Here is a 23,797-nt window from a genome sequence, read left to right on the forward strand (position 1 = left end):
TGAACAAAACCTCATGGAGCCGGTTTTTTATTGAGCGTCTCTTTGAGCTGGCCGATCAGCTCGCGCCTGAAATCCCCCAGTCGCGGCTTATCGCCGTCAATCCAGGGCAGCGGACGGCAGACTTCCATCGCTTTAATCCCCAAACGCGCCGTCAATAATCCTGCGCCAATCCCCTGGGCGGCACGAGCAGAAAGACGCGCCGCCAGATCCTGCGACATCCAGTCCATTCCCACTTCGCGCACCAGCTCACTCGCCCCGGCAAACGCGATATTGAGCAGGACCAGCTTAAACAGCCTGAGCCGACTGTAGTAACCCAGCTCTATGCCGTAAAGGTTCGCGATACGGTTGATCAGGCGCAGATTACGCCAGGCGATAAAGGCCATATCGACCAGCGCCAGCGGGCTGACGGCAATCATCAGGGTGGATTCCGCCGCAGAACGGCTAATCTCGCGCCGCGCCTGGGCATCCAGCACCGGCTGAACCATGTGGGAATATAGCGTCACCACTTCCCGATCGTTCTGGGTTTCATGGATGGCGGCGTACCAGCGCTGAAGCGCCGGGTGCGACTGATCGATTCCGGCCTGGCTGGCCAGCTTTTCACAGAAGGCACGACCTTTGCCGGTGCCGTGACTGTGGAGCAGATCCCGCGCTTCATCACGCTCGTGCGCGCGCTGGCGCAAACGCCAGAGCCGACGCCACTCGGTGGTAACCGACCCGATGCCCGCCCCCACAATCAGCGCGCCTGCGGCACATCCGCCCAGCGCGACCCAGTCCTGAGTTTGCCAGGCATTCATCGTCCACTGCACGCCCTGACCAACCACGCTTACGCCAAACAGCGCCAGACCGGCGGTGACCATCCTGCGCCACAGGCTTCGTTTTGGACGCAGAGCGGCTTCCACAACCGCCTCTGCCGGACCTTCCTCAACGGCGGGCTCCTCTGTCAGGGCCTGGGAAAAGTTATCGGCCTGCGTGCCGCTGAACGTCTGCGCGGTTTTGAACGCCTCCTGAGGGTCGTGCTCAAGCGTTCCGGTAAAGTCTATGCGCGGTTTTAACGGTTCCGTCATCGCAATTTATCTCCAATCAAAAACTCCAGCGCCGCATCCAGACGGATGTGTGGTAAAGGCCTGTCGACACTCATTGCCTGCGGGCGGAAGGCTTCAAACTGGAAGCCCTGGTTATGCCAGAAGGCCTGACCCGGCAGCCGCGCAGGCACTTCGCCCGGATAGACGGTAAGCGGCTCACCGTCGCTGAGCCGGTTCCCGCGTAATGCCGGTATTTTCTCGCCGTTAAGATCAATCAGCCCGCTTTGTGTCGCCTGCACTGACGCGAGCCCAAGGCAATCCATGCCGATCCCTTCGAAGGCGGCGTTTTGCCAGGCGTCCTGCACCAGCTGCTGCAGCAGCGATACCATATTGGCATGCTGGTCGACCGTGACGTGATCGGCCTTCGTGGCCGCAAAGAGCAGTTTGTCGATCACCGGTGAGAAAAGACGACGGAACAGCGTCCGCTGCCCGTAGTGAAAACTTTGCATCAGCTGCGTCAGCGCCAGGCGCATATCGTTGAAGGCCTGCGGCCCGCTGTTGAGAGGCTGCAGGCAATCCACCAGCACAATCTGACGATCAAATCGCAAGAAGTGGTTTTTATAGAATCCCTTGACCACTTTTTCACAGTAGTAATTGTAACGCTCGCGGAGCATCCCGGCGTTCGTGTGCTTATCAGCCTGCGCCAGCGTCGACTCACCCACCCCATCCACATCCGGCCAGGGGAAGAACTGAAGCGCAGGTGCGCCCGCTAAATCACCCGGCAGAACAAAGCGACCCGGCTGAATGAAGTGCAATCCTTCCTGTTTACACTGGTGCAAATACGCCGTCCATGCGTCGGCAATGGCCGCAAGACGGTTTTCATCTGCTGGCGCAAGCGGGCCCAGTCCTTCGCAAAGCTGTCGCCATTTGGCCGACCACCCTGCGCGTTGCCCCTGCAACAAGCCCGTCATCTGGCGGGACCAGCTGAGGTAATCCTGCGCCAGCATCGGCAGGTCGAGCAGCCATTCGCCGGGATAATCGACGATTTCAAGGTACAACGTGGAAGTATCCTTGAAGTGGCGCATCAGGGATTCATTCGAGCGAAAACGCAGCGCAAGACGAATTTCACTGACCCCTCGCGTCGGGGTCGGCCACGCGGGCGGATCGCCATACAGCTGCGCCAGCCCTTCGTCATAGGTAAAACGAGGAATACCAAAATCGCGCTGAGGGACGCGCTTCACGCCCAGCAGACGTTCTTCCCGCACCGCGCTGAGCAACGGCAGACGCGCCCCGGCATGCAGGTTCATGAGCTGGTTTACCATCGCAGTGATAAACGCCGTCTTACCGCTGCGGCTCAATCCTGTTACCGCCAGTCGAAGATGACGGTCAACGCCACGGTTAACCAGTGAATTAATTTCGTTTTTAAGTCGCTTCATCACCGTCCTTCGTTGCCCGGAAGCCTTGAATGCATGGCTTCAGAATACAATAAATGGGGGCAGATCGTTGATTATCAATTCTTATTTATTGCTATTGCCGTTTTCTCTCCAGTAAGATGAACGGCATTGCTGTCAGTCCGGAGTGAGTAAGGTGTATGTCACCCACCATCTATGATATCGCACGGGTTGCGGGCGTATCGAAATCAACCGTTTCCCGCGTTCTGAATAAACAAACGAATATTTCTCCCGAAGCGCGTGAAAAAGTGCTGAAGGCGATTGACGAATTAAATTATCAGCCCAACAAACTGGCCCGTGCCCTGACCTCTTCAGGCTTTGATGCCATCATGGTTATTTCGACCCGTTCAACCAAAACCACTGCCGGTAATCCCTTTTTCTCCGATATCCTTCATGCCATTACGGCAAAAGCGGAAGAAGAAGGATTTGACGTTATTTTACAAACCTCAAAAAGCAGCGAGGACGATCTGCTGAAATGCGTGAGTAAAATTAAACAAAAGATGATCAAAGGGATCATTATGCTGAGCTCACCGGCAAATGAATCCTTTTTCACCACGCTGGATGAGTATGGCGTACCGGTAGTGGTTATCGGCAAAGTGGAAGGGGAGTATCAAAATATCTATTCCGTCGACACAGATAATTTCCATGACAGCGCCACGCTGACCGAAACCTTTATTAAAAACGGACGCCGTAAAATTGCCTGTCTGCATGCCCCGCTTGATTATCATGTTTCGATCGATCGTCTTGCGGGCTATAAAGCCAGCCTGGAAAAGCACCATATTGCCCTTAACCCGGACTGGATCAGGGATGGCGGTTATACCCATGAGAGCGCGCTTACTGCGGCTCTGGAGCTGTTGTCTTCATCCACGCCGCCCGATGCGGTATTTGCTACCGACAGCATGAAGTTGCTAAGCCTCTATCGTGCGGCGGATGAGTTGAATCTGATGATTCCAGAGCAGGTGGTGATAGCCGGATACAGTGACCCGATGCTGTCTCTCATTTTAACACCCGCACCTGGCGGGTTTGATATCCCCACCCGAAAGCTGGGGGAAGAGAGCTGCGATCTACTTTTCAGGCGTATTGCAGGTCATCCCGCCCCGCAAAAAGTGCTGGTTGATACCCATTTTATACTGGCGGCCTCGCTGCGCTAAAACCAGGGGCAGTTAGCCCCTGGAAGACACACGATCAGAAAGCGTAATTTACCCCAACGCCCGCATAGTGGAAGCGGTCGTTTTTACCCTCGTCATGGTTTTCCCATTCATAGGCGTATTCAAGCGTCATGGATAAACCGTTAATGAAGTCATAGGCGTACTGCATACCCACGCGGTTGAAATTATGTCCTTCACGCTCGGGATCGTCCCGCCAGTCCCAGTTCGACCAGCGATCGAGCCCCAGTCGTGTGTAAGGCGTTAAGGTGGTCTGGCCTAACGAAATAGGCAGATAGGCACGAATTTCCTGGGTGGAGAATTCTCCGTTATTACGGGAACCGTCCATGTTGAACCCGCGTTCTAAATAGTAATTCACTTTAGCGGCAAAGGTGTCGTTAATGGTCCAGGTAAAGCCCGTTTCGGTTTCGACGCGGCTGTCTGAATAGCCGGTTTTTTCCAGATCGTTAGCAAACTGATACATGGCAAACCAGCCGCCAAAACGCCAGTCGTCGGTTAATTTTATATCCCAGTCAGGCTGAATTTTGTAGCGCTGCATATTAGCGCTGCCGTCTCTGGCGCCGTGTTCATCCTTAAAGTGATAGCCGTAATTACGGAAGCCTCCGGTCAGACCGAACGTAAAATCATCTGTTCCGATAAAGCGATAGCGTAATTCAAATTCAGGACGATCGAAATAGGTGCCACGGGTCATGCTGCTATAATCAACCGGCCCTTCCTGATACATCGCCAGCGAAATAGTCCAGGCATCCCAGGTCGCATTAAACCACACGGAAGGTTCATATAACCCGTCTTTATCCTCCCCCTGGCCTTCGACGTTTTCTATTTCATACATCGCGCCAATATTAAATTCCCACTTTTTAGCGCTTTCTGTTGCATGTGCGCAGCTAACCCCTGCGCACAGCACGAGCGCAGCACTTTTTAGTAGAGTACTCATCAAATATTCCCTTTATAAGTAACAAACAAAAAAAACCGGAAATAGGTATTTCCGGCGAACACCTTTCTTATCTAATAGCCGCTTCGGTTTCAGCGTCGAAGAAATGGCACTTATTCATATCGAACTGGATGCCGATATTATCCCCAGCGGCATAATCATTCGCAGCGCCAGCACGAACAACCAGCTCATGACCGCCAACGGTGGCGTAGAGCATGAACTCCGCGCCGGTCAGTTCGGCTACGCTGACTTTCGCCTCGATATTTTTACCGCTGCTCTGCAGAGTGAGAATATCTTCCGGGCGGATCCCAAAGACCACGGCTTTGCGCTGATACCCTGCGGCATTCAGTGAAGCGAGCTTGTCTTCCGGGATCGCCAGACGCAGCGTTTCCGTGACGAAATAGCGGTCGTCGATAGCACCGCGAATAAAGTTCATGGCTGGCGATCCAATAAACCCTGCGACAAACATGTTTGCCGGTTCGTTATACACCTGCTTAGGTGCACCGACCTGCTGAATAATGCCGTCTTTTAAGATCACGATGCGGGACGCCATCGTCATGGCTTCCGTCTGATCGTGGGTCACGTAAATCATGGTGGTGTTAAGCTTCTGATTCAGCTTGCTGATTTCAGCCCGCATCTGCACGCGAAGCTTGGCATCGAGATTTGAGAGCGGTTCATCCATCAGGAACACGCCCGCCTCACGTACGATCGCCCTGCCTAACGCCACGCGCTGGCGCTGGCCGCCGGACAGCGCGCCGGGTTTACGCTTTAGGTATTCACGTAATCCGAGGATCTGTGCCGCCCAGTTAACGCGCTCTTCGATAACCGCAGGCGCAATTTTTTGCATCTTCAGGCCGAACGCCATGTTGTCGTAGACCGTCATATGCGGATAAAGCGCATAGTTCTGGAATACCATGGCGATATCGCGTGACTTGGCGGGCACATCGTTCATACAAACGCCGTCAATCACCAGTTCGCCAGCGGTGATCTCCTCCAGACCGGCGATCATGCGCAGTGTCGTCGATTTACCGCAGCCTGAAGGCCCGACGAAGACGATGAACTCCTTGTCTTCGATTTCGAGATTGAAATCCTTAACCACGTGGACCTGGTTATCATAGATTTTCTGAATGTTTTTCAGAGACAGTTGAGCCATTGTTAATTCCTTATCAATACGTCCGGGATGCCCAAAACTCGGTAAGGCATTTCCAGGTCAGTTCCCGCGTTGAATGAAGCTGTAGTCCCGCATGGTTCAGGCCATAACCCACCCCAACCGACAGCATGCCCGCCGCGTTGATCGCCGCTACGCCTGCAGGTGCATCTTCGATGCCCATGGCCTCTTCAGGACGCACCTTCAGGCCAGCACAGGCTGCAAGGAAGATCTCCGGATCTGGCTTTGAGCGGCGAATACGGGAAGCATCGGCGCAATAATCGAAGGCCTGATAAATGCCCAGCGCGTGCAGGATCCCTGGGGCATTCAGGGAAACGGAGGCGAGTCCAGTTTTGACGTTCGCTTTACGTATATCCGTCAGCACGTCACGAATACCCGGAAGCAGTGAATCTTCCGTCAGCGACGCCAGAGACTGGACATAAAGCGCGTTTTTTTTCGTCGCCAGCGCGAGGCACTGCTCTTCACTAAACATCCCCTCTTTCCCGCCATGCTTCAGGATGCGCTGAAGGGAATCCATGCGGCTAATTCCCTTCAGCTGTTCATTAAACACTTCGTCGAAGGTGATGCCGATTTCGTCAGCCACTGCACGCCAGGCCAGAAAATGGAGGTGTGCGGTATCGGTGATAACACCGTCCAGATCGAATACAACAGCCTTAAGCGTCATGGCGCCCCTCCGTGGTAGCGGTCCCATTTACAGGTGCAAGAAAATCCTTATAAGCGCATACCTTGCGCCCCGATACGCGTAGCGTCTTGCCCCACAGCGTCAGCGTGACAGGTGTCGTCGTTTCAATGGTTAACACCTCATTTTCATAGGTGACGTGCAGCGTTGCGTTCCGCCAGCGCAGGGGGAAAGCAAGCCTTCGCCAGTGGGCAGGCAGGCTGGGCGCAAGGTGTAGTTCCCCTTCCACAATCTGCATACCGGCAAACCCCTGGATGACGCCGGACCAGATAGCGCCGGTCGCCGCGGCATGAATACCGTCATCGCAGCTGTGTGGATCGTCCCCAAGGTCAATGGCGACGCCATCACGCCAGAAGGCGTAGGCACCTTCGGTGTCACCACAGCGGGCGGTCACAATGCCGTGTATGGCCTTGCTCAGCGAAGAGTCATGGATCGTGCGGGGCTCGTAGAAAGCCAGATTGGCGGCACATTGCTGTGGGGTAAACCGCTCCGGCAAGAGGTAGGTAAGCATTACCACATCAGCTTGCTTCAGGATCTGCATGTCGTTTACTTCCGCGCGGGAGTAATCGAGCAGAATGGTCTGCTTCCCTGCTTTTGCTTTATAGCGGCTGAGATCAATGGCCGGTTTCGCCATGAAGGTATCATCCTGCGGGATCACACCGTCTGAATTGGCCTCCGGCAGCCATAAGCGCGTCAGGAACCGCGTGGCATTCTCCGTAAAACGCGCATCTTCACGCCCAAACTGCGCCATAAACCGGCGCGCGCAGGCAACGTTATGCCACGCCAGATAATTGGTATAGGCGTTGTTGTTCACATGCTCGGTGTATTCGTCAGGCCCAATCACATCATGAATTTCCAGGCGCCCGTCTACCTCCGTTGCGCGGCCCATCCAGAACGCGGCGGTTTCCATCAGCAGCGTCAGGCCTTCATTTCGCATAAAGGCATCATCGTGTGTCGCCTGCCAGTAAGCGACGACGGCCCAGGCAATATCCGCCACGATGTGGTGTTCAGCCAGCGCGGAGGCCACCTTCTGGCGCATGCCGGTTCGGATGTTGATAGCCGCGAACTCCGGCGTTTCCTCTTTGCCGCTCAAGGCGCTCTCCCACGGGAAAAGTGCGCCCGGCCAGCCGTTGCGGCGGGCTTTTTCCCGGGCCCCGGCCAGGTTAAGCCAGCGATAGCGCAGCAGATTGCGGGCCACCTGCGGACGGGTGAAAAGATGGAAAGGCAGCAGGAATATTTCGGTATCCCAGAAGACGTGTCCTTTATACCCCTCGCCGGTCAATCCCTTAGCGGCAATGCTGCTCCGCTCATCATGGGCTGGCGTCATGGTGGTCAGATGCCAGACGGCATAGTCCAGCGCCATCTGATCGTCAGGAACTGCAGAAGCCACTTCCACCCGGGCGTTACGCCATACGTCTGCCCATGCGCAGGATGAACTCTCCAGCAGCGAGGCATACCCCCTTGCCGAACAAACCTTGAGATCCGCCAGCGCCCTTCGCGCGAACGACTCCTGCGAAAGGGCTTTATCGCTGCGATGGGCAACCCAGACAATCTTATCCAGTGTGACAGTGTCACCTTGCGCTATCGTCAGGCAATAGTGGGCAGAGACCCGACGATTTTTAGCGGTAAAACAGCTTTCGCTGTCGGCTGATAGCTGACAAAAGGCCGAGATAACAACATCAGCGGCCCGGTCCTGCGTTTCATACACACCCTGCATATAGTGCTGGTCGAACACCCTGACAGAAATTTCATCCAGATGCTGCCGGCCGGTATTGGTTTGTGTCGCATCAATGCCGGTTTTCATCACCACCTGCGAGGCAGCATCGAGCGGGGTGATCGCAAGCTGCATGGCCACCAGCTGCAGCTGATCCAGAGAGACAAAACGGCGACTCTCCAGTCGATAGCGTTTCCCGTCGGGCGAGCGCCAGATTACGCTGCGACGAAGTTCGCCATTAGCAAACACCAGCTCGCGCTGCCACTCGAGAATGTCCCCCGACAGAAGGGTAAAATTTACCCCGTCCAGCTCAACCTCAATACCGGTGATATCGGGCAAATTGACCAGCTCAGTGGTCTCGTTGCGACCAGCACGATGATACAGACCCGCAAGATACATGCCTCGGGTTTGCTGGGTGTAATCCTCTTCATGCGCAGCGCGGATCCCCATGTAGCCATTACCGCAGGCCATGATGGAGGCGTATTTATTCAGACTGTGCGGACAAAAGCCCGGGTCGGTTAATACAGACACGTTTAGCATAACGTCACGCTTCCCCCTGTTTCTGCTGATTCATACAGCGCGGCGACAAGCTGCTGGATAATCAGCCCCTGTTCCGCATCAGCGATCATGACGGGTTCTCCCTGCACATGGCGCACGAAGGCATCCATACTGCGCAGGTGGCGTTGGTCGTCAGCCTCTTCGCGTTGGGTAAGAGTTTGTAAAACACCAGCTTCGTCGTTGTAAATGTGCGCCGGGAACAGCGTGGCACCCGCCTTTTCACCGCAGAATGCGACGTTCATGATCGATTGCTCGCGGATATTGAGCGCAAACGACGTGTCCAGACGCAGAATGCCGCCATTGCAAAATTCAATCGTGCCAAATAGAGCATCTTCCACGGTAAACTGCGTGGGATCCCACGCGCCAAACTGACCGCTGCTTTTACGGTTGCCCAGCCTCTGAAAGCTATGCGCGGTCACCCGTTTTACCGCCGGGAACCCCAGAACATACATTGCTGCATCAAGCATATGGATGCCGATATCAATCAGCGGACCACCGCCCTGTAGCGATTTATTGGTAAAAACGCCCCACCCTGGCACACCGCAGCGACGCAGCGCCTGCGCCGACGTGAAGTAAATTTCTCCAAGCGTTCCGTTCATTACCGCATCACGCAGCAGCTGAGTATCCAGGGCAAAACGATGGTGAAAATCATACGCCAGCACTTTTCCCGCCTTGCGCGCAGCCAGGCGCATCCGATCGGCCTCCTGTGGCGTCATAGCAGGCGGTTTTTCACACATCACATGGCAGCCTGCTTCCAGCGCTGCCATGACGTGCTCGAAATGAAACCGGTTAGGCGAGCAGACGCTCACCGCATCCGGCTTAACCGCCTCGAGCATTTCTCGCGCATCCTGCCATGCCGAGGGAATACCATGACGTTCCGCAAACGCCCGAGCCTGTTCAGAGTGGCTGTCCATGACAGCCACCATCTGAACATCACTGCGCGTGGCGTAATACGAGGCGTGCACTTTATCCGCGACCTGCCCGGCGCCAATGATGGCGACGCGCAGAGGCGAAGGTGTAGAAGCACTCATCACGCTCGTCATCCTTAGCATTTACGCAGATAAGTGAGCGAATCCCGGTATGCCTGAGCCGGATCATCGGCGCGAACACGGCACTCATATACCACGTAACCCTGGTAGTTATCCGCACGCAGCTGATCGAACAGGCTGGCAAAATCGAGGCTGCCGCTGCCCGGCTGGTAGCGGTGATTATCGGCGATGTGCACATGGCCAAGCAGATCGCGGTTCCGATGCAGCGCATCCGTCAGCGAGTCTTCTTCGATGTTCATATGATAGAAATCGCCGATGATCTGCACATGCTTGAGGCCGTTCTCTTCGATGTATCGACGCGCGTCTGCCAGGGTATTAATCATATGATCCTGATAGCGGTTCAGCGGCTCCAGATAGACGGTGGTTCCGGTGCGCGCTGCCACCTCATCCAGCCAGCGCAGCGAAGCACTCACCGCTTTGCGGTCGCCTTCAAGGCTGCGTGGAGAGATCATTGGCGGCAGTCGAAAGGTAAACATCCCCCACGCGGCAGGCACGATAATGCCCTTACCTCCCACTTCAGCCAGCGCTTCCAGAATGCGTTCAATCTGGGCTAAACCGTTCAGACGACGCTCTTCGATAAAGTCACCAATCCAGCCATCGTATCCGCCGCAGGCGGTCGTGACCGGCAGGCCGGTGGCCTTAATCGCCGCTTTCACCTCGGCGAGGTTTTCCACCAGCAGCTTGCCGTCAATTTCGTAGCCATCAAAACCCATCGCTTTGATGTACTCGAATTTCTCCATGATATTGACCGGGAAAAAGCCCTGGTTCTGTGTTGCGATTTTCATGATTTGCTCTCCTTAGCTTAAAAAGTGACGCCCATTTTGATGCTCAGTTCCGGATGCTGGTCCACATATTTCATGTAGCTTTCAGCGCTGGTGGTGAAGGTCACGACCGGGTCGATCAGATCTTCACAATTGAGATAACCGTTCATCAGCAGTTCCCAGCAGGTCTCTTCGATACGCTTGCGGCTCCAGCGCGGATAGTCCGGGTTTGGTTCGCTGCAGGCGCGGGAGAAGACAATCTTCGCATTATTGAAATGCGCTTCGCGGCCCAGGTTAAAGCCTTCAGCGAACGGTTTCGCGAAGGCTACGTAGGAGATGGTGCCGCCGTAGGCGAGCCCGCGCAGCGCGGACTGCAGCGCATCGGCAAAACCACTGGTTTCGATGATCACGTCCGCGCCCTGCTTGCCGGTCAGCTTTTTGATTTCCAGGCCGACATCGGTGCCGATTGGGTTCAGGCAGTGGTCCGCGCCGTGACGACGGGCGATCTCGCAGCGGTGTTCGATTGGATCAACGCCGATAACCACTGACGCACCGGCTTTTTTAGCCAGCTGAATCGCAATCTGCCCGATTGCTCCCAGACCGACCACGACGACAAAGTCACCCACGCGGACGTTGGCATCACGCACGCCGCTCATGGCGAACTGCGCCGGATCGTAGCAGACGGCGTTCTTCCAGGACGCGCCCTGCGGCATTTTACGCAGTTTATAGTTGTTCACCGCGTTGACGATGACCGTTTCCTGCAACGGGCCGTAGCAGCAGACAAGATCGCCGATCTGGTAATCCGTCACGTCCGCACCGCATTCAATAATGTCGCCAACAACCATGTTACCCAGCTGGAACTTACCGAACTCAATACCGCGCGCTGCGCCCTCTTCACGCGGCGTGAACATCTGCCACTCTGCGTTGAATTCTTCATCAATAAACGGGCTGGCGGCGCGGAAATCCACCACTTCTGTACCGTGTTTCGGCGCGCCAAAACGGGCGCGAATTTTTACTTCATGGACTGCAACCGGACGATCTTCATATTCCACCAGCGCCGCCACGCGTGGCGCTGTCGCAACTAATTTTTTCATGACTGACTCCTTGTTAATATTGGCCGCCTCAGCCCTTCACGCCACCGGCGGTCAAACCACTTTTAATAAAACGTTCAGACAGGGCGTACATGATGACCACCGGAAGCGCCGTCACCAGCGATGCCGCCATCATGCGGCCCCAGATATAATCTGGCGTGCTAAAGAGCGTGTTCAGCCCGACCGGCAAGGTGAAATTGCCAGAGCTGGACAGGAAAATTGACGCAAACAGGTAGTCGTTCCACGCAACCATAAAGCAGTAGACAAACACCGATACGAGTCCTGAGATCGCAAGCGGGACGGTGATGCGAAAGATGATTTGCAGGCGGTTGAGGCCGTCCATCATCGCGGCTTCTTCGATTTCGTCCGGGATGGTGTCGAAATAGCTGCGCAGCATGAACACCGCTGTCGGCAATGTCTGGGTCACCATGGTGACGATCAGCGCCAACTCGGTGTCGTAGATCCCGAGGGCAGTGATGATTTTGAACAGCGGCACCACCAGCAAGATCCCGGAGAACATATAGACGGTGTAGAAGCTTGCATTGATCGTCGTGCGTCCTTTAAAACGCAGTTTGGACAAGGCATAAGCACCCAGCGTGCCGAGAAATACGGCAATCACCGAGGAGGTCAGCGATACCATCATGCTGTTTTTGAAGTAATCCACAAACGGGAAGATCAGCGGGTTAAAGATGTCGATGTAATGCTGCAGCGTCCACTCCTGGGGCAGAATGGTCGGATGGAGCGAGATCGCCTCTTTCGCACTCTTAAACGACGTCATTAGCATCACGAAGAACGGGAACAGCGTGATAACCAGAAACACCGACAGCCCCAGATAAAAACCAATACGGCTCAGTACGCGTTTATTTGTTGCCATTGAGGTTTACCCTTTTTCTGGTCAGCAGAATCACCGCGAAGATGATCACGAACAGCACGACGGAGATCGCCGCAGCTTTACCCAGGTCATTGAAAGCGAATGCCGTTTTGTAGAGGTAGACGCCCAAAATATCGACCTTGGTAGTCAACAGGTAGACATCCGCAAACATGTAGAACATCCAGATAGTGCGGAGCGTCACCACCGTTGCCAGCACCGGCATAATCGCGGGCAGCGTAACGATTCGAAAACGCTGCCAGGCATTCGCGCCGTCCATTTCCGCCGCTTCATACAGGGATTTATCAATGGTCTGTAAAATCGCCAGGAATGAGATAAACGCGTACGGGAAGTAACGCCAGATGGCGAACAGCACCACCAGTACAAAGCTGCTGCCGGGATTGTCGAACCACAGGGGCGCCTGGTCATACAGATGCAGTAGGTCAACGCCCAGATAGTTCACGATGCCGTAGCCGTTGTTGAACATGTATTTCCATGCAAACACCAGCGAAATGGACGGGGTAACGTAGGATAAAATCACCAGTGAACGTGCCGTTTTCCGCAGACGAAACTCCCGGTTAAAGAAGATGGCGACGGCAAGCCCCAGCCCGGTACTGCCGAGCACGACCAGCGCGGTGTACCAGAACGTCATCCACAGCGAGTGCCAGAAGGCGGCATCGCTGAGGATGCGAATGTAATTATCCAGCCCGACAAACACAGCGCTAATGCGCGGGTTAAGCGGCAGTCGTAAAAAACTGATTTCAATATTGGAAATCATTGGCCAGGCCACCAGGCCCCCCAGCAGAATCAGGCTGGGGGCCAACAGCAGCATGGCGAAAGGCATATCTGAACGACCAGAAAACAACGTCTTCATAATTTCCTTCCGCAGAGCGCTCCTATCGTTGTGAAATAAGATCAGTCAGTCGCTTCTGGCTGCTGCTTAACGTTGTATTAAGGTCCTTCTGCCCCACCGTGACGTTATGCACCATGGAACTGATAATGCCGGAGCCCGTTACATCGCCCATGCGGGTGAAGTTTTTATCCCCAACCGCGCCAAACACCTGCACGTTCGGGAACTGCGCAATCAGTTCATAAGGCAGTTGCCCAAACGCTTTAATCACGTCGTTGTTTTTCCAGGTATCGGTGCCCACCACTAGCTTGTTCACCGGCAGTGCCGCGCCAGGCGACATCATGACCCAGTCCGTCGCGTTTTGAGCCTGTTCCATCCAGGTCACAAACTTCTCGGCCGCTTCGGTCTCCTCTTCAGTTTGTCCGGTGGTGACCGTCAGGGAGGTGATCATGCCGTACACCGCCGATGACTTTTCAGTCGGGACAACGAAGCCCAGGTTAGAGGGGTTTCCGTCCTTGTAGACGGCAGGCAGGATGTAGGTGGAGTAAACCGCCATAGGCGCTGAACCGTTCATGAAGGCGTCTTTGATCTCCATGACATCGTTTGAACCCGGCATTGTGGTCGCGGCCAGCGCTTTATAAAACGCCAGGGCTTTTGCCATTTCAGGGGTATCGATGTCGACGTTCCCTTTGGCATCAAACACGTTTGCGCCGCCGGAAAGCGCAAACTGAGAAAACGACTGCTCGGTCATCACGCTTTCCGCCGTCGGCAGCGCGATGCCGTAATGCTTTTTAGCCGGGTCGTTAAGGCGCTGGCTGGCTTGCAGTAGCTGTTCCCAGTTATGTGGCTCCTGAATGCCCGCCGCGGCCAGCACATCTTTGTGATACCAGACGCCGGAAAGCCAGGCGCTGACCGGCACGCCCGTCCAGGCTGAACCGTCTTCCGTACGAACAACACGCAAGATGCCGTCATAGAAAGTGTTTTCGCCTACCGCGTTAATGGCTTCGCCGATAGCTTTGCGATCCAGCAGCTGTTCCTTGTCCATTACTTTTGCGTAGTCATGGCTGACTTCAATCACTTCAGGCAGCGCGCCGGTTCTAGCCAGCGTAATCACCTTAGTGTTGTAGGCATCCTCTTCCACCGGTACCTGTTTTACCGTGATGCCAGGGTTCTCTTTCTCGAACTTTTCGATCAGCTTCGTGATAACCGCCTGACGCTCCTGCTCGACTGATGAGTGCATAAACTCAATGGTGACAGTGGACTTTTTGTCATCCTTACAGCCTGATAACAAAGCGCACGAAACCAGTGCTGAAATCAGCACAATTCTGGGCATTTTCATTTTTAAGGTCCTTTTTAGTTTTCTTTAATCCACAACACCTGCCATGGATGTAGGGTCAGCGTTTTATCTGTAATAACTTCTCCTGAAATCAAATCCGTTCCGGATTGAATATCGGACTCTACCGTTTGAAAGCCATCACTGAAATTAAACAGCGCCGTTATTTTCTCGCCACAATCCGCCACACGAACGATTTTTAAAACATGTTCACCTGACGCACTAAAATAAGCCTGACTGTCAGGGTGGAATGCTTTTTCCGCACGACGCAGCGCGATTAACTGGCTTAACGCGCAATAGACCTGATAACGCAGACTGCTTTTATCTTCAAGCGCACTATCAATTTGTCCTGCGGTATATTTCTCGCGATTTATCGCACGGTTATATCCCAGACGTTTAACACCTGCATAATCATTACGGGAGCCGAGAATACTCTGGATATAAACAGCAGGCACACCGGGGAAGCTTAAGAGGACGGCATGCGCCAGAATAAACCGGGCAATGCGTTCGCTATCATGACTTTCTCGCGTACTCAAAGCATCCAGATAGGTCACATTAATTTCATACGGGCTTCGTGTGCCATCCGGGTTATTTTTCCAGTTAACCAACGCACCTTCGGTCTGAAGCTTTTCTACAAGCGAGAGGATCTCTGACTCAGATAATATTCCGCGTAATGGGTTGAGACCAATGCCATCATGTGAGGCCAGGAAATTGAACCAGGTCGTTTTTGTCGAAGGTAACGCAAGCGACGCCGCCCACTGGCTCAGCGTACGGACGTCCTGAGAATGCACCGCGTGCAGCACCAGCGGCGGCAAAGAGAATTGATAAACCATCTGCGCTTCATTTTCACCGTCACCAAAGTAAGCAACGTTATCTTTATGCGGAACATTCGTCTCGGTGATAATCACCGTGCCCGGAGCAACAGCCTCGGTAATGGCGCGGAAAAGCTGGATGAGCTGATGGGTTTGCTTAAGATGGATGCAGGTTGTTCCGGGTATTTTCCACATGAAGCCCACAGCATCCAGACGAATGTATCGCGCCCCTTCAATCAGGTAATGCAGCAGCACGTCGACCATCGCAATCAGCACCTGCGGGGAGGCGAAGTTGAGATCAACCTGGTCCTCGCTGAAGGTAGTCCACAGGTATCGCACGCTGCCATCATGCAGTGTGAAAGGCGTAAGAAGCGGCAAGGCACGCGGACGCGTCACCGCGGATAAGTCTGTTTCAGGATCGACAGAAATAAAGAAATCGTCATACCCTGGCGTTTGCTTCAGGTAATTAGCGAACCATTTGCTTTTGGCTGACATATGGTTGCATACGAAATCAAACATTAAACTGGCTGACTGTTTTAATTCGGCAACGTCTCGCCATGTTCCGGTTTCAGGTGCAACCTCATGATAATCAATAACAGAAAATCCGTCGTCAGAAGACCATGGATAAAAAGGCAAGAGATGGACATGAGAAAAAGAATGAGAAAGCCATTTGTTATAAAACCGTGTAAAAACCGGTAGCGCCTTCTTCCCTTCCGCTGAAAACTGATCGGCATAAGTGATCAGGACAACGTCTTTTTCATCCCAACCCGTTTTACGTTTTTCTGTAATAACAGAGGCGATCTTTCCGATATTTTCCAGCAGCACATTCAAATGGGCTTCAGAAAACGTTTCCCCGTAAACAAGATTAATGAGCTCTTTAATTTTTGGATTCATTTCATTTTCCATGGTAGCGGTCCCACGAAGTGGCAATCTACTCCCATGAAAAATATCTGTCAACGGACCGGGGAGGTGAAAAAGGTGATTGCAAAGCAGCTCAGCACAATATTGTGAGCTGCCGCAAAGAAAGAACGGGTAAAGAGGAAATGCGGTGAGCTATCGCCAGTCCCTCGCCCGTCAGGGAAAGGACTAGCGCCAGCGGGAATTATTGGGATAAGTAGCGGCGAGAAAGCCGTTTTGCCACCTTTTGCAACAGCGGTTCGAGCGCCACGGCCAGCACCATTCTGATCGGCTTGCGGGCAACGGATTTGATCGCCCAGCCCGCCACGCCTGCCGGGCCGAACCGTAACGCGGTCAGCAGGACCAGTTTACCTGCGATTTTCAGGCCGGGTTTTACCTTCTGACCGGCCTGTTGCCAGTGTTGTTTCATCTCATCTCTCTCTTAAAGCTGACGAAAACGACTTCTCAGCGTAAAGGTATCCGACGTGACATAGCGTTCCATTTCCCGTAACCGCTTCTCACCGGCGGCGAGTTGCGCATCAACCGCATTAAGAAGATCGCTGCTGGTTGGGGCACCCTCCGCAGCCAGCTCTCCTTCCGGCATCGGGTCAAGAACAAACGACAGCACGATATAAGCTACCAGGGTGATAAATGCCAGACCAAAGAAGATCGACAGCACCGTCACCACGCGTACCAGCTTAACCGGGACGTCAAGATAATGCGCCAGCCCGGCACAGACGCCGCGCACCATGCCCTGCTGTGGAATTCGCCACAGCTTTTTGTTCAGATTCAGTCCAGACATTAACGGTCCCTCCAGTTTGGATGTTCAGCATCCAGGATGGCTTCCAGCGCCTGAATGCGTTCGCGCATTTTGTTCGCTTCATCGGAGAGCTGTACCAGACGCTGTTGTTCACTCTGGGAAAGTTCGCCCCGTGAAGAACGGTTGCTATAGTGCAGCCACAGCCAAATCGGCAAAACGAACAGCACGAAAATTGTCAGGGGAATGGCCAGAAAAAGCGCGCTCATGTGTACTCCTTGTCTTACGATGCGGCACGTTCAGGTGCCGCAGGAATTATTATTGGTTGTCTTGCTTCATTTTGGCTTTCAGTGCCGCCAGCTGCTCGCTGATTTCATCATCAGCCTTCAGGTCGGCGAACTGTTGATCCAGCGACTTCGGCTTACCGATGCCGTGGCTTTCGGCTTCAGCTTCCATCTGATCGATACGACGTTCAAACGATTCAAAACGGGCCATCGCTTCATCCAGCTTACCGCTGTCCAGCTGACGACGCACGTCGCGGGAGGAGCTCGCAGCCTGGTGACGCAGGGTCAGCGCCTGCTGACGCGCGCGGGTCTCGCTCAGCTTGTTTTCCAGCTCGCCAATCTCTTTCTTCATACGGGTGAGCGTGTCGTCCACCAGCGTCACTTCATGCTCAAGCGTCGCGACCATATCAGCCAGCTTCTGTTTTTCGATCAGCGCCGCACGGGCCAGATCTTCTTTGTCTTTGCGCAGCGCCAGTTCCGCTTTTTCCTGCCATTCGTTCAGCTGAGCGGTCGCCTGTTCAATACGACGCGTAAGCTGTTTTTTCTCCGCCAGGGCGCGGGCGGAGGTTGAACGCACTTCAACCAGCGTGTCTTCCATCTCCTGAATCATCAGACGCACCAGCTTCTGCGGATCTTCTGCTTTCTCAAGCAGTGAGTTGATGTTGGCGTTCACGATGTCGGCAAAACGAGAAAAAATACCCATAATCTAATCCTCATAGTTCTGTTATCGGGCTATGCCCTGCTGTACTGATAATACAAACATCATGCCAACTTTTTATCTTATTGATTTCACTGAGCCTGATTGATTTTCATGCAATGAAGGTTTACTCTTTCCTGGTGAATATCGCTAAGGAGTGGTTAATTTCATCATGCCTGGATACAAAGACAATTTACTCGGCGAAGCAAATAGCTTTCTCGAAGTGCTGGAACAGGTCTCTCGCCTGGCGCCGCTTAACAAACCGGTGCTAATCATCGGCGAGCGCGGTACGGGTAAGGAACTCATCGCCAACCGTCTGCACTATTTATCCGGGCGCTGGGACGGCCCCTTCATTTCCCTGAACTGCGCGGCGCTGAATGAAAACCTGCTCGACACCGAGCTCTTCGGCCATGAAGCGGGTGCGTTTACCGGTGCCCAGAAACGCCATCCAGGACGCTTTGAGCGCGCCGACGGCGGTACGCTGTTTCTGGATGAACTGGCAACCGCGCCCATGCTGGTGCAGGAAAAACTGCTGCGCGTGATTGAGTACGGCGAGCTGGAGCGCGTCGGCGGTAGCCAGCCGCTGCAGGTGAACGTGCGCCTGGTGTGCGCCACTAACGCCAACCTGCCGGAGATGGTGGCGGAGGAGAAATTCCGCGCCGACCTGCTTGACCGCCTGGCCTTTGACGTCGTTCAGCTTCCTCCGCTGCGCGAGCGCAAAAGCGACATCATGCTGCTGGCAGACCAGTTTGCGATTCAGATGTGCCGCGAGCTCGGACTGCCGCTCTTCCCCGGCTTCAGCGATTATGCTCGGGAGACGCTGCTGGCTTACCACTGGCCGGGAAATATCCGCGAGCTAAAAAACGTCGTGGAGCGTTCCGTCTATCGCCACGGCAGCAGCGAGACCGAGCTGGACAACATCATTATCGATCCTTTTCAGCGCAGCGCGACTCCGCTGCCGGCACCAGCGTCTTCAGGCGATCTCCCCTCTCTGCCTCTCGATTTACGCCAGTTCCAGCACGAACAGGAGAAACAGCTGCTGGAGCACAGCCTTAAGACGGCGAAATATAACCAGAAACGGGCGGCTGAACTGCTGGGTCTGACCTACCATCAGTTAAGGGCATTGCTTAAAAAGCATCAAATGCGCTGACAATATCAGCACTTACCATAGACATTTTTACGAAGCAGGTGTAAGTGCGATACACTTTGCAGATCGAACCTAAAAACCTTAAAAATTATGCGTCTGGTTTTATCGTCCTTTTTTGCACTTGGTCTGTTTAGCAGCCTGGCCTTTGCCGCGCCCGGGCAAACGCCACAGCCTGACATTCGTGACAGCGGCTTCGTCTATTGCGTAAGCGGACAAGTGGACACCTTCAACCCGCAAAAAGCGGGCAGCGGCCTGATCGTGGATACCCTTGCCGCGCAGCTTTACGATCGTCTGCTTGACGTCGACCCGTACACCTACCGTCTGGTGCCCGAGCTTGCGGAAAGCTGGGAAGTGCTGGATAACGGCGCAACCTACCGTTTTCACCTGCGCGATGATGTCGCGTTCCAGCGCACGCCGTGGTTTACCCCCTCGCGCAAGCTGAATGCGGATGACGTGGTCTTTACCTTCCAGCGTATCTTCAACCGCAACCACCCGTGGCATAACGTTAACGGCAGCAACTTCCCCTATTTTGACAGCCTGCAGTTTGCCGACACCGTGAAAAGCGTGCGTAAGCTGGACAACCGCACGGTTGAATTCACGCTGAGGCGCCCGGATGCCTCCTTCCTCTGGCACCTGGCGACCCACTATGCATCCGTCATGTCGGCCGAATACGCGGCTCAGCTGACGAAAAAAGATCGTCAGGAACTGCTCGATCGCCAGCCGGTCGGCACCGGTCCGTTCCAGCTGACCGAATACCGCGCCGGTCAATATATTCGTCTGCAACGCCATGAACACTTCTGGCGCGGTACGCCGCTGATGCCGCAGGTGGTGGTCGATTTGGGTTCTGGCGGGACGGGGCGTCTGTCGAAACTGCTCACCGGGGAATGCGACGTGCTTGCCTGGCCCGCGGCCAGCCAGCTCACGATTTTGCGCGACGATCCGCGCCTGCGCCTGACGTTACGCCCGGGGATGAACATCGCGTATCTGGCCTTTAACACGGATAAGCCGCCGTTGAATAACCCTGCCGTTCGACACGCTCTGGCGCTGGCGATTAACAACCAGCGCCTGATGCAGTCGATCTACTACGGCACGGCGGAAACCGCCGCCTCAATTTTACCGCGCGCCTCGTGGGCCTACGACGGTGAGGCTAAAATTACGGAATACAATCCGGCAAAAGCGCGTGAACAGCTGAAAGCGCTGGGGGCGGAAAACCTGACGCTGCAGCTTTGGGTGCCAACCAGTTCCCAGGCGTGGAACCCGAGCCCGCTCAAGACCGCCGAACTGCTGCAGGCGGATATGGCGCAGGTGGGCGTCAAAGTGATCATCGTACCGGTTGAGGGCCGTTTCCAGGAGGCGCGCCTGATGGACATGAATCATGATTTAACCCTGACCGGCTGGGCTACCGACAGTAACGACCCGGACAGCTTCTTCCGGCCGCTGCTGAGCTGTGCAGCGATAAACTCGCAGACCAACTACGCCCACTGGTGTAACCGGGAGTTTGACGCCGTGCTGCAAAAAGCGCTGTCTTCCCAACAGCTGGCCTCGCGCATCGACGCCTATGATGAAGCGCAGAAGATCCTGGCCCAGGAACTGCCGGTGCTGCCGCTGGCCTCTTCCCTGCGTCTTCAGGCCTATCGTTATGATATTAAGGGCCTGGTGCTGAGCCCGTTCGGCAACGCCTCGTTCGCCGGCGTATCGCGTGAAAAAGAACAAGAGGTGAAAAAACCATGATTATTTTTACCTTGCGTCGGCTCCTTTTACTGCTGGTGACGCTCTTTTTCCTGAACTTTGTCGGCTTCAGCCTGAGCTATTTCACGCCCCACGCCCCGCTCCAGGGGTCGTCGCTGTGGGATGCCTGGCTGTTCTGGTTTAACGGGCTGCTGCACTGGGATTTCGGCGTATCCAGCATTAACGGGCAGCTTATTTCCGATCAGTTGAAAGAGGTTTTCCCGGCCACGATGGAACTGTGCATTCTGGCCTTCGGTTTTGCCCTGATGGTCGGGATCCCAGTGGGCATGCTGGCCGGGATTTATCGCAACAAATGGCAGGATAAATTTATCAGCGCCCTCGCCCTGCTCGGCTTCTCCATCCCGGTCTTTTGGCTGGCGCTGCTGCTGACGCTTTTCTTCTCGCTGACGATGGGCTGGCTTCCGGTTTCTGGCCGTTTTGATCTGCTCTATACGGTTAAAACGGTGACGGGATTTGCCATCATTGACGCGTGGCTGTCCGATTCCGTATGGCGCCACGAGATGATCGTCAGCGCCCTGCGCCATATGGTATTGCCGGTGCTGACGCTGGCGGTTGCGCCAACAACCGAAGTGATCCGCCTGATGCGCCTGAGCACCATCGAGGTGTTTGACCAGAACTATGTCAAAGCCGCCGCCACGCGCGGACTGTCGCGCCTGACCATACTGCGCCGCAACGTCCTGCACAACGCGCTGCCGCCGGTTATTCCGCGCCTGGGATTACAGTTTTCCACCATGCTGACGCTGGCCATGATCACCGAGATGGTCTTTAGCTGGCCAGGCCTGGGGCGATGGCTGATTAACGCCATCCGCCAGCAGGATTATGCCGCTATTTCTGCGGGTGTGATGGTGATTGGTTCTCTGGTCATTATTGTTAACGTGTTGTCCGATATTCTGGGTGCCATGGCTAACCCATTGAAGCATAAGGAATGGTATGCCTTACGATAACGTATACAGTGAAAAGCGCACGCCCGGCGTGCTGCGTACCGTGTGGCGTAAATTCTATGGTGACACCACGGCAATGATCGGCCTTTATGGCTGCGCCGGTCTGGTATTGCTGTGCGTCTTTGGCTCGTGGTTTGCGCCGTATGGCATCGATCAGCAGTTCCTCGGCTATCAGCTGCTGCCGCCGTCCTGGTCGCGCTACGGCGAAGTCTCCTTCTTCCTGGGAACGGACGATCTCGGACGTGACGTGTTGAGCCGCCTGCTGAGCGGTGCGGCCCCGACGGTCGGCGGCGCATTTGTGGTGACGCTCGCGGCAACGATCTGCGGGCTGGCGCTCGGTATTTTTGCGGGCTCCACGCATGGTCTCCGTTCGGCGGTGCTTAATCACATTCTGGATACGCTGCTGTCAATTCCGTCCCTGCTGCTGGCGATCATTGTTGTTGCCTTTGCCGGTCCGCATCTATCGCATGCCATGTTCGCCGTCTGGCTGGCTATCCTGCCGCGCATCGTGCGCTCGGTTTACAGCATGGTGCATGATGAGCTGGAAAAAGAGTATGTCGTCGCCGCGCGTCTGGACGGCGCGACGACCTTCAACATTCTGTGGTTTGCCGTGCTGCCTAACATCGCCTCAGGGCTGGTCACCGAGATCACTCGCGCCCTGTCGATGGCGATCCTGGACATCGCGGCGCTCGGCTTCCTTGACCTCGGCGCGCAGCTGCCGTCGCCCGAATGGGGGGCGATGCTTGGCGACGCGCTGGAGTTAATTTACGTAGCACCGTGGACGGTCATGCTGCCGGGTGCGGCCATTATGGTAAGCGTGCTGCTGATCAATTTGCTGGGCGACGGTATTCGCCGTGCAATTAACGCGGGGGTGCAATAATGCCGCTTCTTGATATCCGCAACCTCACCATCGAATTCAAAACCGGTGAAGGCTGGGTTAAAGCCGTCGATCGCATCAGTATCACCCTCGCGGAGGGGGAAATTCGCGGGCTGGTGGGAGAATCCGGCTCAGGAAAAAGCCTGATTGCCAAAGCTATCTGCGGCGTGGCGAAAGACAACTGGCGCGTGACCGCAGACCGTATGCGGTTTGATGATATCGATCTGCTGCGCCTCTCCCCTCGTGAGCGGCGTAAGCTGGTCGGCCACAACGTCTCGATGATTTTCCAGGAGCCGCAGTCCTGTCTCGACCCATCCGAACGCGTGGGTAAACAGTTGATGCAGAACATTCCCGGCTGGACCTACAAAGGCCGCTGGTGGCAACGCGTTGGCTGGCGCAAGCGTCGCGCCATCGAGCTTTTACACCGCGTCGGGATCAAAGACCACAAAGATGCGATGCGCAGCTTCCCTTACGAGCTGACCGACGGCGAATGTCAGAAAGTGATGATTGCCATCGCGCTGGCCAATCAGCCGCGCCTGCTGATTGCGGATGAACCAACGAACGCGATGGAACCCACCACGCAGGCGCAAATTTTCCGCCTGCTGTCGCGCCTCAACCAGAATAACAACACCACTATTTTGCTGATCAGCCATGACCTGCAAATGCTCAGCAAATGGGCGGATAAAATTGACGTGATGTACTGCGGGCAAACGGTCGAAACCGCGCCGAGTGAAGATCTGATCACCGCGCCGCACCACCCGTATACGCAGGCGCTTATCCGCGCCATTCCGGATTTTGGCAGCGCCATGCCGCATAAAAGCCGCCTGAATACCCTGCCCGGGGCGATTCCACTGCTGGAATCTTTGCCGATAGGCTGTCGTCTGGGGCCGCGTTGCCCCTACGCTCAGCGTAAATGTATCGAGACGCCACGCCTGACCGGGGCAAAAAATCATCTTTACGCCTGTCATTTCCCGCTGAACATGGAGAGAGAGTGA

23 protein-coding genes are annotated in these 23,797 nt (G+C 55.0%); 6 read left to right on the forward strand and 17 right to left on the reverse strand.

Annotated elements, in window-relative coordinates; translation table 11 throughout:
* Window positions 1-11 precede the first annotated feature (11 nt).
* Together KGP22_RS11745 and KGP22_RS11750 are read right to left on the reverse strand one after the other, a co-directional pair.
* A complete protein-coding gene (locus KGP22_RS11745) occupies window positions 12-1,064 on the reverse strand; it encodes a YcjF family protein (RefSeq protein ID WP_223579001.1) in 1,053 nt (350 codons plus the stop codon).
* Window positions 1,061-2,458, reverse strand: a complete 1,398-nt coding sequence (locus tag KGP22_RS11750) for a YcjX family protein (RefSeq protein WP_223579005.1) — start codon at window positions 2,456-2,458, stop codon at window positions 1,061-1,063. The genes KGP22_RS11745 and KGP22_RS11750 overlap by 4 nt, the downstream gene beginning before the upstream one ends.
* Window positions 2,459-2,613: 155 nt before the next feature.
* On the opposite strand from KGP22_RS11750, the gene KGP22_RS11755 reads away from it, so the two are divergent.
* On the forward strand, window positions 2,614-3,624 hold the full coding sequence (locus KGP22_RS11755; protein ID WP_223579007.1) for a LacI family DNA-binding transcriptional regulator: 1,011 nt from the start codon (window positions 2,614-2,616) through the stop codon (window positions 3,622-3,624).
* Window positions 3,625-3,658: 34 nt separating this feature from the next.
* Here KGP22_RS11755 and KGP22_RS11760 read toward each other — a convergent pair whose 3' ends face one another.
* From KGP22_RS11760 to pspA, 15 genes are all read right to left on the reverse strand, one after another.
* The gene (locus tag KGP22_RS11760; RefSeq protein ID WP_223579009.1) at window positions 3,659-4,573 is read right to left on the reverse strand and encodes an OmpG family monomeric porin; all 915 of its coding nucleotides are present in this window, start codon (window positions 4,571-4,573) and stop codon (window positions 3,659-3,661) included.
* A gap of 67 nt (window positions 4,574-4,640) precedes the next feature.
* Window positions 4,641-5,723 carry an ABC transporter ATP-binding protein gene (locus tag KGP22_RS11765; RefSeq protein WP_223579011.1) on the reverse strand — a complete coding sequence of 361 codons (1,083 nt, stop codon included), beginning with the start codon at window positions 5,721-5,723 and terminating at the stop codon, window positions 4,641-4,643.
* Window positions 5,724-5,736: 13 nt separating this feature from the next.
* On the reverse strand, window positions 5,737-6,402 hold the full coding sequence (gene pgmB, locus KGP22_RS11770) for a beta-phosphoglucomutase (RefSeq protein WP_223579013.1): 666 nt from the start codon (window positions 6,400-6,402) through the stop codon (window positions 5,737-5,739).
* Window positions 6,392-8,671, reverse strand: a complete 2,280-nt coding sequence (locus KGP22_RS11775) for a glycoside hydrolase family 65 protein (RefSeq protein WP_223579015.1) — start codon at window positions 8,669-8,671, stop codon at window positions 6,392-6,394. The genes pgmB and KGP22_RS11775 overlap by 11 nt, the downstream gene beginning before the upstream one ends.
* Window positions 8,665-9,723 carry a Gfo/Idh/MocA family oxidoreductase gene (locus KGP22_RS11780; protein ID WP_223579017.1) on the reverse strand — a complete coding sequence of 353 codons (1,059 nt, stop codon included), beginning with the start codon at window positions 9,721-9,723 and terminating at the stop codon, window positions 8,665-8,667. Before KGP22_RS11780 ends, KGP22_RS11775 begins: the two co-directional genes overlap by 7 nt.
* 11 nt (window positions 9,724-9,734) lie before the next feature.
* A complete protein-coding gene (locus KGP22_RS11785) occupies window positions 9,735-10,523 on the reverse strand; it encodes a sugar phosphate isomerase/epimerase family protein (protein WP_223579019.1) in 789 nt (262 codons plus the stop codon).
* 17 nt (window positions 10,524-10,540) lie between these two features.
* Window positions 10,541-11,593, reverse strand: a complete 1,053-nt coding sequence (locus KGP22_RS11790) for a zinc-binding alcohol dehydrogenase (RefSeq protein ID WP_115875353.1) — start codon at window positions 11,591-11,593, stop codon at window positions 10,541-10,543.
* Between the two features lie 28 nt (window positions 11,594-11,621).
* Window positions 11,622-12,464 (reverse strand): carbohydrate ABC transporter permease, encoded by an 843-nt coding sequence (locus KGP22_RS11795; RefSeq protein WP_223579023.1) that lies wholly within the window; start codon window positions 12,462-12,464, stop codon window positions 11,622-11,624.
* Window positions 12,451-13,332 (reverse strand): sugar ABC transporter permease, encoded by an 882-nt coding sequence (locus KGP22_RS11800; RefSeq protein ID WP_114977065.1) that lies wholly within the window; start codon window positions 13,330-13,332, stop codon window positions 12,451-12,453. The genes KGP22_RS11795 and KGP22_RS11800 overlap by 14 nt, the downstream gene beginning before the upstream one ends.
* Window positions 13,333-13,354: 22 nt before the next feature.
* On the reverse strand, window positions 13,355-14,647 hold the full coding sequence (locus KGP22_RS11805) for an ABC transporter substrate-binding protein (RefSeq protein WP_223579026.1): 1,293 nt from the start codon (window positions 14,645-14,647) through the stop codon (window positions 13,355-13,357).
* Between the two features lie 14 nt (window positions 14,648-14,661).
* Window positions 14,662-16,359, reverse strand: coding sequence for a sugar phosphorylase (locus tag KGP22_RS11810; protein ID WP_282443073.1), 1,698 nt, complete (start codon window positions 16,357-16,359; stop codon window positions 14,662-14,664).
* Window positions 16,360-16,555: 196 nt separating this feature from the next.
* Window positions 16,556-16,780, reverse strand: coding sequence for a phage shock protein PspD (pspD, locus tag KGP22_RS11815; RefSeq protein WP_111965095.1), 225 nt, complete (start codon window positions 16,778-16,780; stop codon window positions 16,556-16,558).
* A gap of 12 nt (window positions 16,781-16,792) precedes the next feature.
* Window positions 16,793-17,152: an envelope stress response membrane protein PspC gene (gene pspC, locus KGP22_RS11820; RefSeq protein ID WP_008501237.1), complete on the reverse strand. Its 360-nt coding sequence runs from the start codon at window positions 17,150-17,152 to the stop codon at window positions 16,793-16,795.
* On the reverse strand, window positions 17,152-17,376 hold the full coding sequence (gene pspB, locus KGP22_RS11825) for an envelope stress response membrane protein PspB (protein ID WP_023312045.1): 225 nt from the start codon (window positions 17,374-17,376) through the stop codon (window positions 17,152-17,154). The genes pspC and pspB overlap by 1 nt, the downstream gene beginning before the upstream one ends.
* 49 nt (window positions 17,377-17,425) lie before the next feature.
* Window positions 17,426-18,094: a phage shock protein PspA gene (pspA, locus tag KGP22_RS11830; RefSeq protein WP_023335926.1), complete on the reverse strand. Its 669-nt coding sequence runs from the start codon at window positions 18,092-18,094 to the stop codon at window positions 17,426-17,428.
* Window positions 18,095-18,260: 166 nt separating this feature from the next.
* Between pspA and pspF the strand changes: the two genes are divergently transcribed.
* The 5 genes from pspF (at window position 18,261) to sapD (ending at window position 23,797) form a co-directional block, all read left to right on the forward strand.
* Window positions 18,261-19,238, forward strand: a complete 978-nt coding sequence (gene pspF, locus KGP22_RS11835; RefSeq protein ID WP_136194970.1) for a phage shock protein operon transcriptional activator — start codon at window positions 18,261-18,263, stop codon at window positions 19,236-19,238.
* A gap of 87 nt (window positions 19,239-19,325) precedes the next feature.
* Window positions 19,326-20,966: an ABC transporter substrate-binding protein SapA gene (sapA, locus tag KGP22_RS11840; protein ID WP_223579029.1), complete on the forward strand. Its 1,641-nt coding sequence runs from the start codon at window positions 19,326-19,328 to the stop codon at window positions 20,964-20,966.
* Window positions 20,963-21,928, forward strand: coding sequence for a putrescine export ABC transporter permease SapB (gene sapB, locus KGP22_RS11845; protein ID WP_069719064.1), 966 nt, complete (start codon window positions 20,963-20,965; stop codon window positions 21,926-21,928). The genes sapA and sapB overlap by 4 nt, the downstream gene beginning before the upstream one ends.
* Window positions 21,915-22,805, forward strand: coding sequence for a putrescine export ABC transporter permease SapC (gene sapC, locus KGP22_RS11850; RefSeq protein WP_111965098.1), 891 nt, complete (start codon window positions 21,915-21,917; stop codon window positions 22,803-22,805). The genes sapB and sapC overlap by 14 nt, the downstream gene beginning before the upstream one ends.
* Window positions 22,805-23,797, forward strand: coding sequence for a putrescine export ABC transporter ATP-binding protein SapD (sapD, locus tag KGP22_RS11855; protein WP_008501228.1), 993 nt, complete (start codon window positions 22,805-22,807; stop codon window positions 23,795-23,797). The genes sapC and sapD overlap by 1 nt, the downstream gene beginning before the upstream one ends.

Source organism: Enterobacter sp. JBIWA005, from assembly GCF_019968805.1.
Lineage (GTDB): Bacteria > Pseudomonadota > Gammaproteobacteria > Enterobacterales > Enterobacteriaceae > Enterobacter > Enterobacter vonholyi.

What these genes read in the sequence shown, in the direction of transcription:
- KGP22_RS11745 (WP_223579001.1), bottom strand. Translation starts at nt 1,064, where the DNA reads ATGACGGAACCGTTAAAACCGCGCATAGACTTTACCGGAACGCTTGAG.
- KGP22_RS11750 (WP_223579005.1), bottom strand. Translation starts at nt 2,458, where the DNA reads ATGAAGCGACTTAAAAACGAAATTAATTCACTGGTTAACCGTGGCGTT.
- KGP22_RS11755 (WP_223579007.1), top strand. Translation starts at nt 2,614, where the DNA reads ATGTCACCCACCATCTATGATATCGCACGGGTTGCGGGCGTATCGAAA.
- KGP22_RS11760 (WP_223579009.1), bottom strand. Translation starts at nt 4,573, where the DNA reads ATGAGTACTCTACTAAAAAGTGCTGCGCTCGTGCTGTGCGCAGGGGTT.
- KGP22_RS11765 (WP_223579011.1), bottom strand. Translation starts at nt 5,723, where the DNA reads ATGGCTCAACTGTCTCTGAAAAACATTCAGAAAATCTATGATAACCAG.
- pgmB (WP_223579013.1), bottom strand. Translation starts at nt 6,402, where the DNA reads ATGACGCTTAAGGCTGTTGTATTCGATCTGGACGGTGTTATCACCGAT.
- KGP22_RS11775 (WP_223579015.1), bottom strand. Translation starts at nt 8,671, where the DNA reads ATGCTAAACGTGTCTGTATTAACCGACCCGGGCTTTTGTCCGCACAGT.
- KGP22_RS11785 (WP_223579019.1), bottom strand. Translation starts at nt 10,523, where the DNA reads ATGAAAATCGCAACACAGAACCAGGGCTTTTTCCCGGTCAATATCATG.
- KGP22_RS11790 (WP_115875353.1), bottom strand. Translation starts at nt 11,593, where the DNA reads ATGAAAAAATTAGTTGCGACAGCGCCACGCGTGGCGGCGCTGGTGGAA.
- KGP22_RS11795 (WP_223579023.1), bottom strand. Translation starts at nt 12,464, where the DNA reads ATGGCAACAAATAAACGCGTACTGAGCCGTATTGGTTTTTATCTGGGG.
- KGP22_RS11800 (WP_114977065.1), bottom strand. Translation starts at nt 13,332, where the DNA reads ATGAAGACGTTGTTTTCTGGTCGTTCAGATATGCCTTTCGCCATGCTG.
- KGP22_RS11805 (WP_223579026.1), bottom strand. Translation starts at nt 14,647, where the DNA reads ATGAAAATGCCCAGAATTGTGCTGATTTCAGCACTGGTTTCGTGCGCT.
- KGP22_RS11810 (WP_282443073.1), bottom strand. Translation starts at nt 16,359, where the DNA reads ATGGAAAATGAAATGAATCCAAAAATTAAAGAGCTCATTAATCTTGTT.
- pspD (WP_111965095.1), bottom strand. Translation starts at nt 16,780, where the DNA reads ATGAAACAACACTGGCAACAGGCCGGTCAGAAGGTAAAACCCGGCCTG.
- pspC (WP_008501237.1), bottom strand. Translation starts at nt 17,152, where the DNA reads ATGTCTGGACTGAATCTGAACAAAAAGCTGTGGCGAATTCCACAGCAG.
- pspB (WP_023312045.1), bottom strand. Translation starts at nt 17,376, where the DNA reads ATGAGCGCGCTTTTTCTGGCCATTCCCCTGACAATTTTCGTGCTGTTC.
- pspA (WP_023335926.1), bottom strand. Translation starts at nt 18,094, where the DNA reads ATGGGTATTTTTTCTCGTTTTGCCGACATCGTGAACGCCAACATCAAC.
- pspF (WP_136194970.1), top strand. Translation starts at nt 18,261, where the DNA reads ATGCCTGGATACAAAGACAATTTACTCGGCGAAGCAAATAGCTTTCTC.
- sapA (WP_223579029.1), top strand. Translation starts at nt 19,326, where the DNA reads ATGCGTCTGGTTTTATCGTCCTTTTTTGCACTTGGTCTGTTTAGCAGC.
- sapB (WP_069719064.1), top strand. Translation starts at nt 20,963, where the DNA reads ATGATTATTTTTACCTTGCGTCGGCTCCTTTTACTGCTGGTGACGCTC.
- sapC (WP_111965098.1), top strand. Translation starts at nt 21,915, where the DNA reads ATGCCTTACGATAACGTATACAGTGAAAAGCGCACGCCCGGCGTGCTG.
- sapD (WP_008501228.1), top strand. Translation starts at nt 22,805, where the DNA reads ATGCCGCTTCTTGATATCCGCAACCTCACCATCGAATTCAAAACCGGT.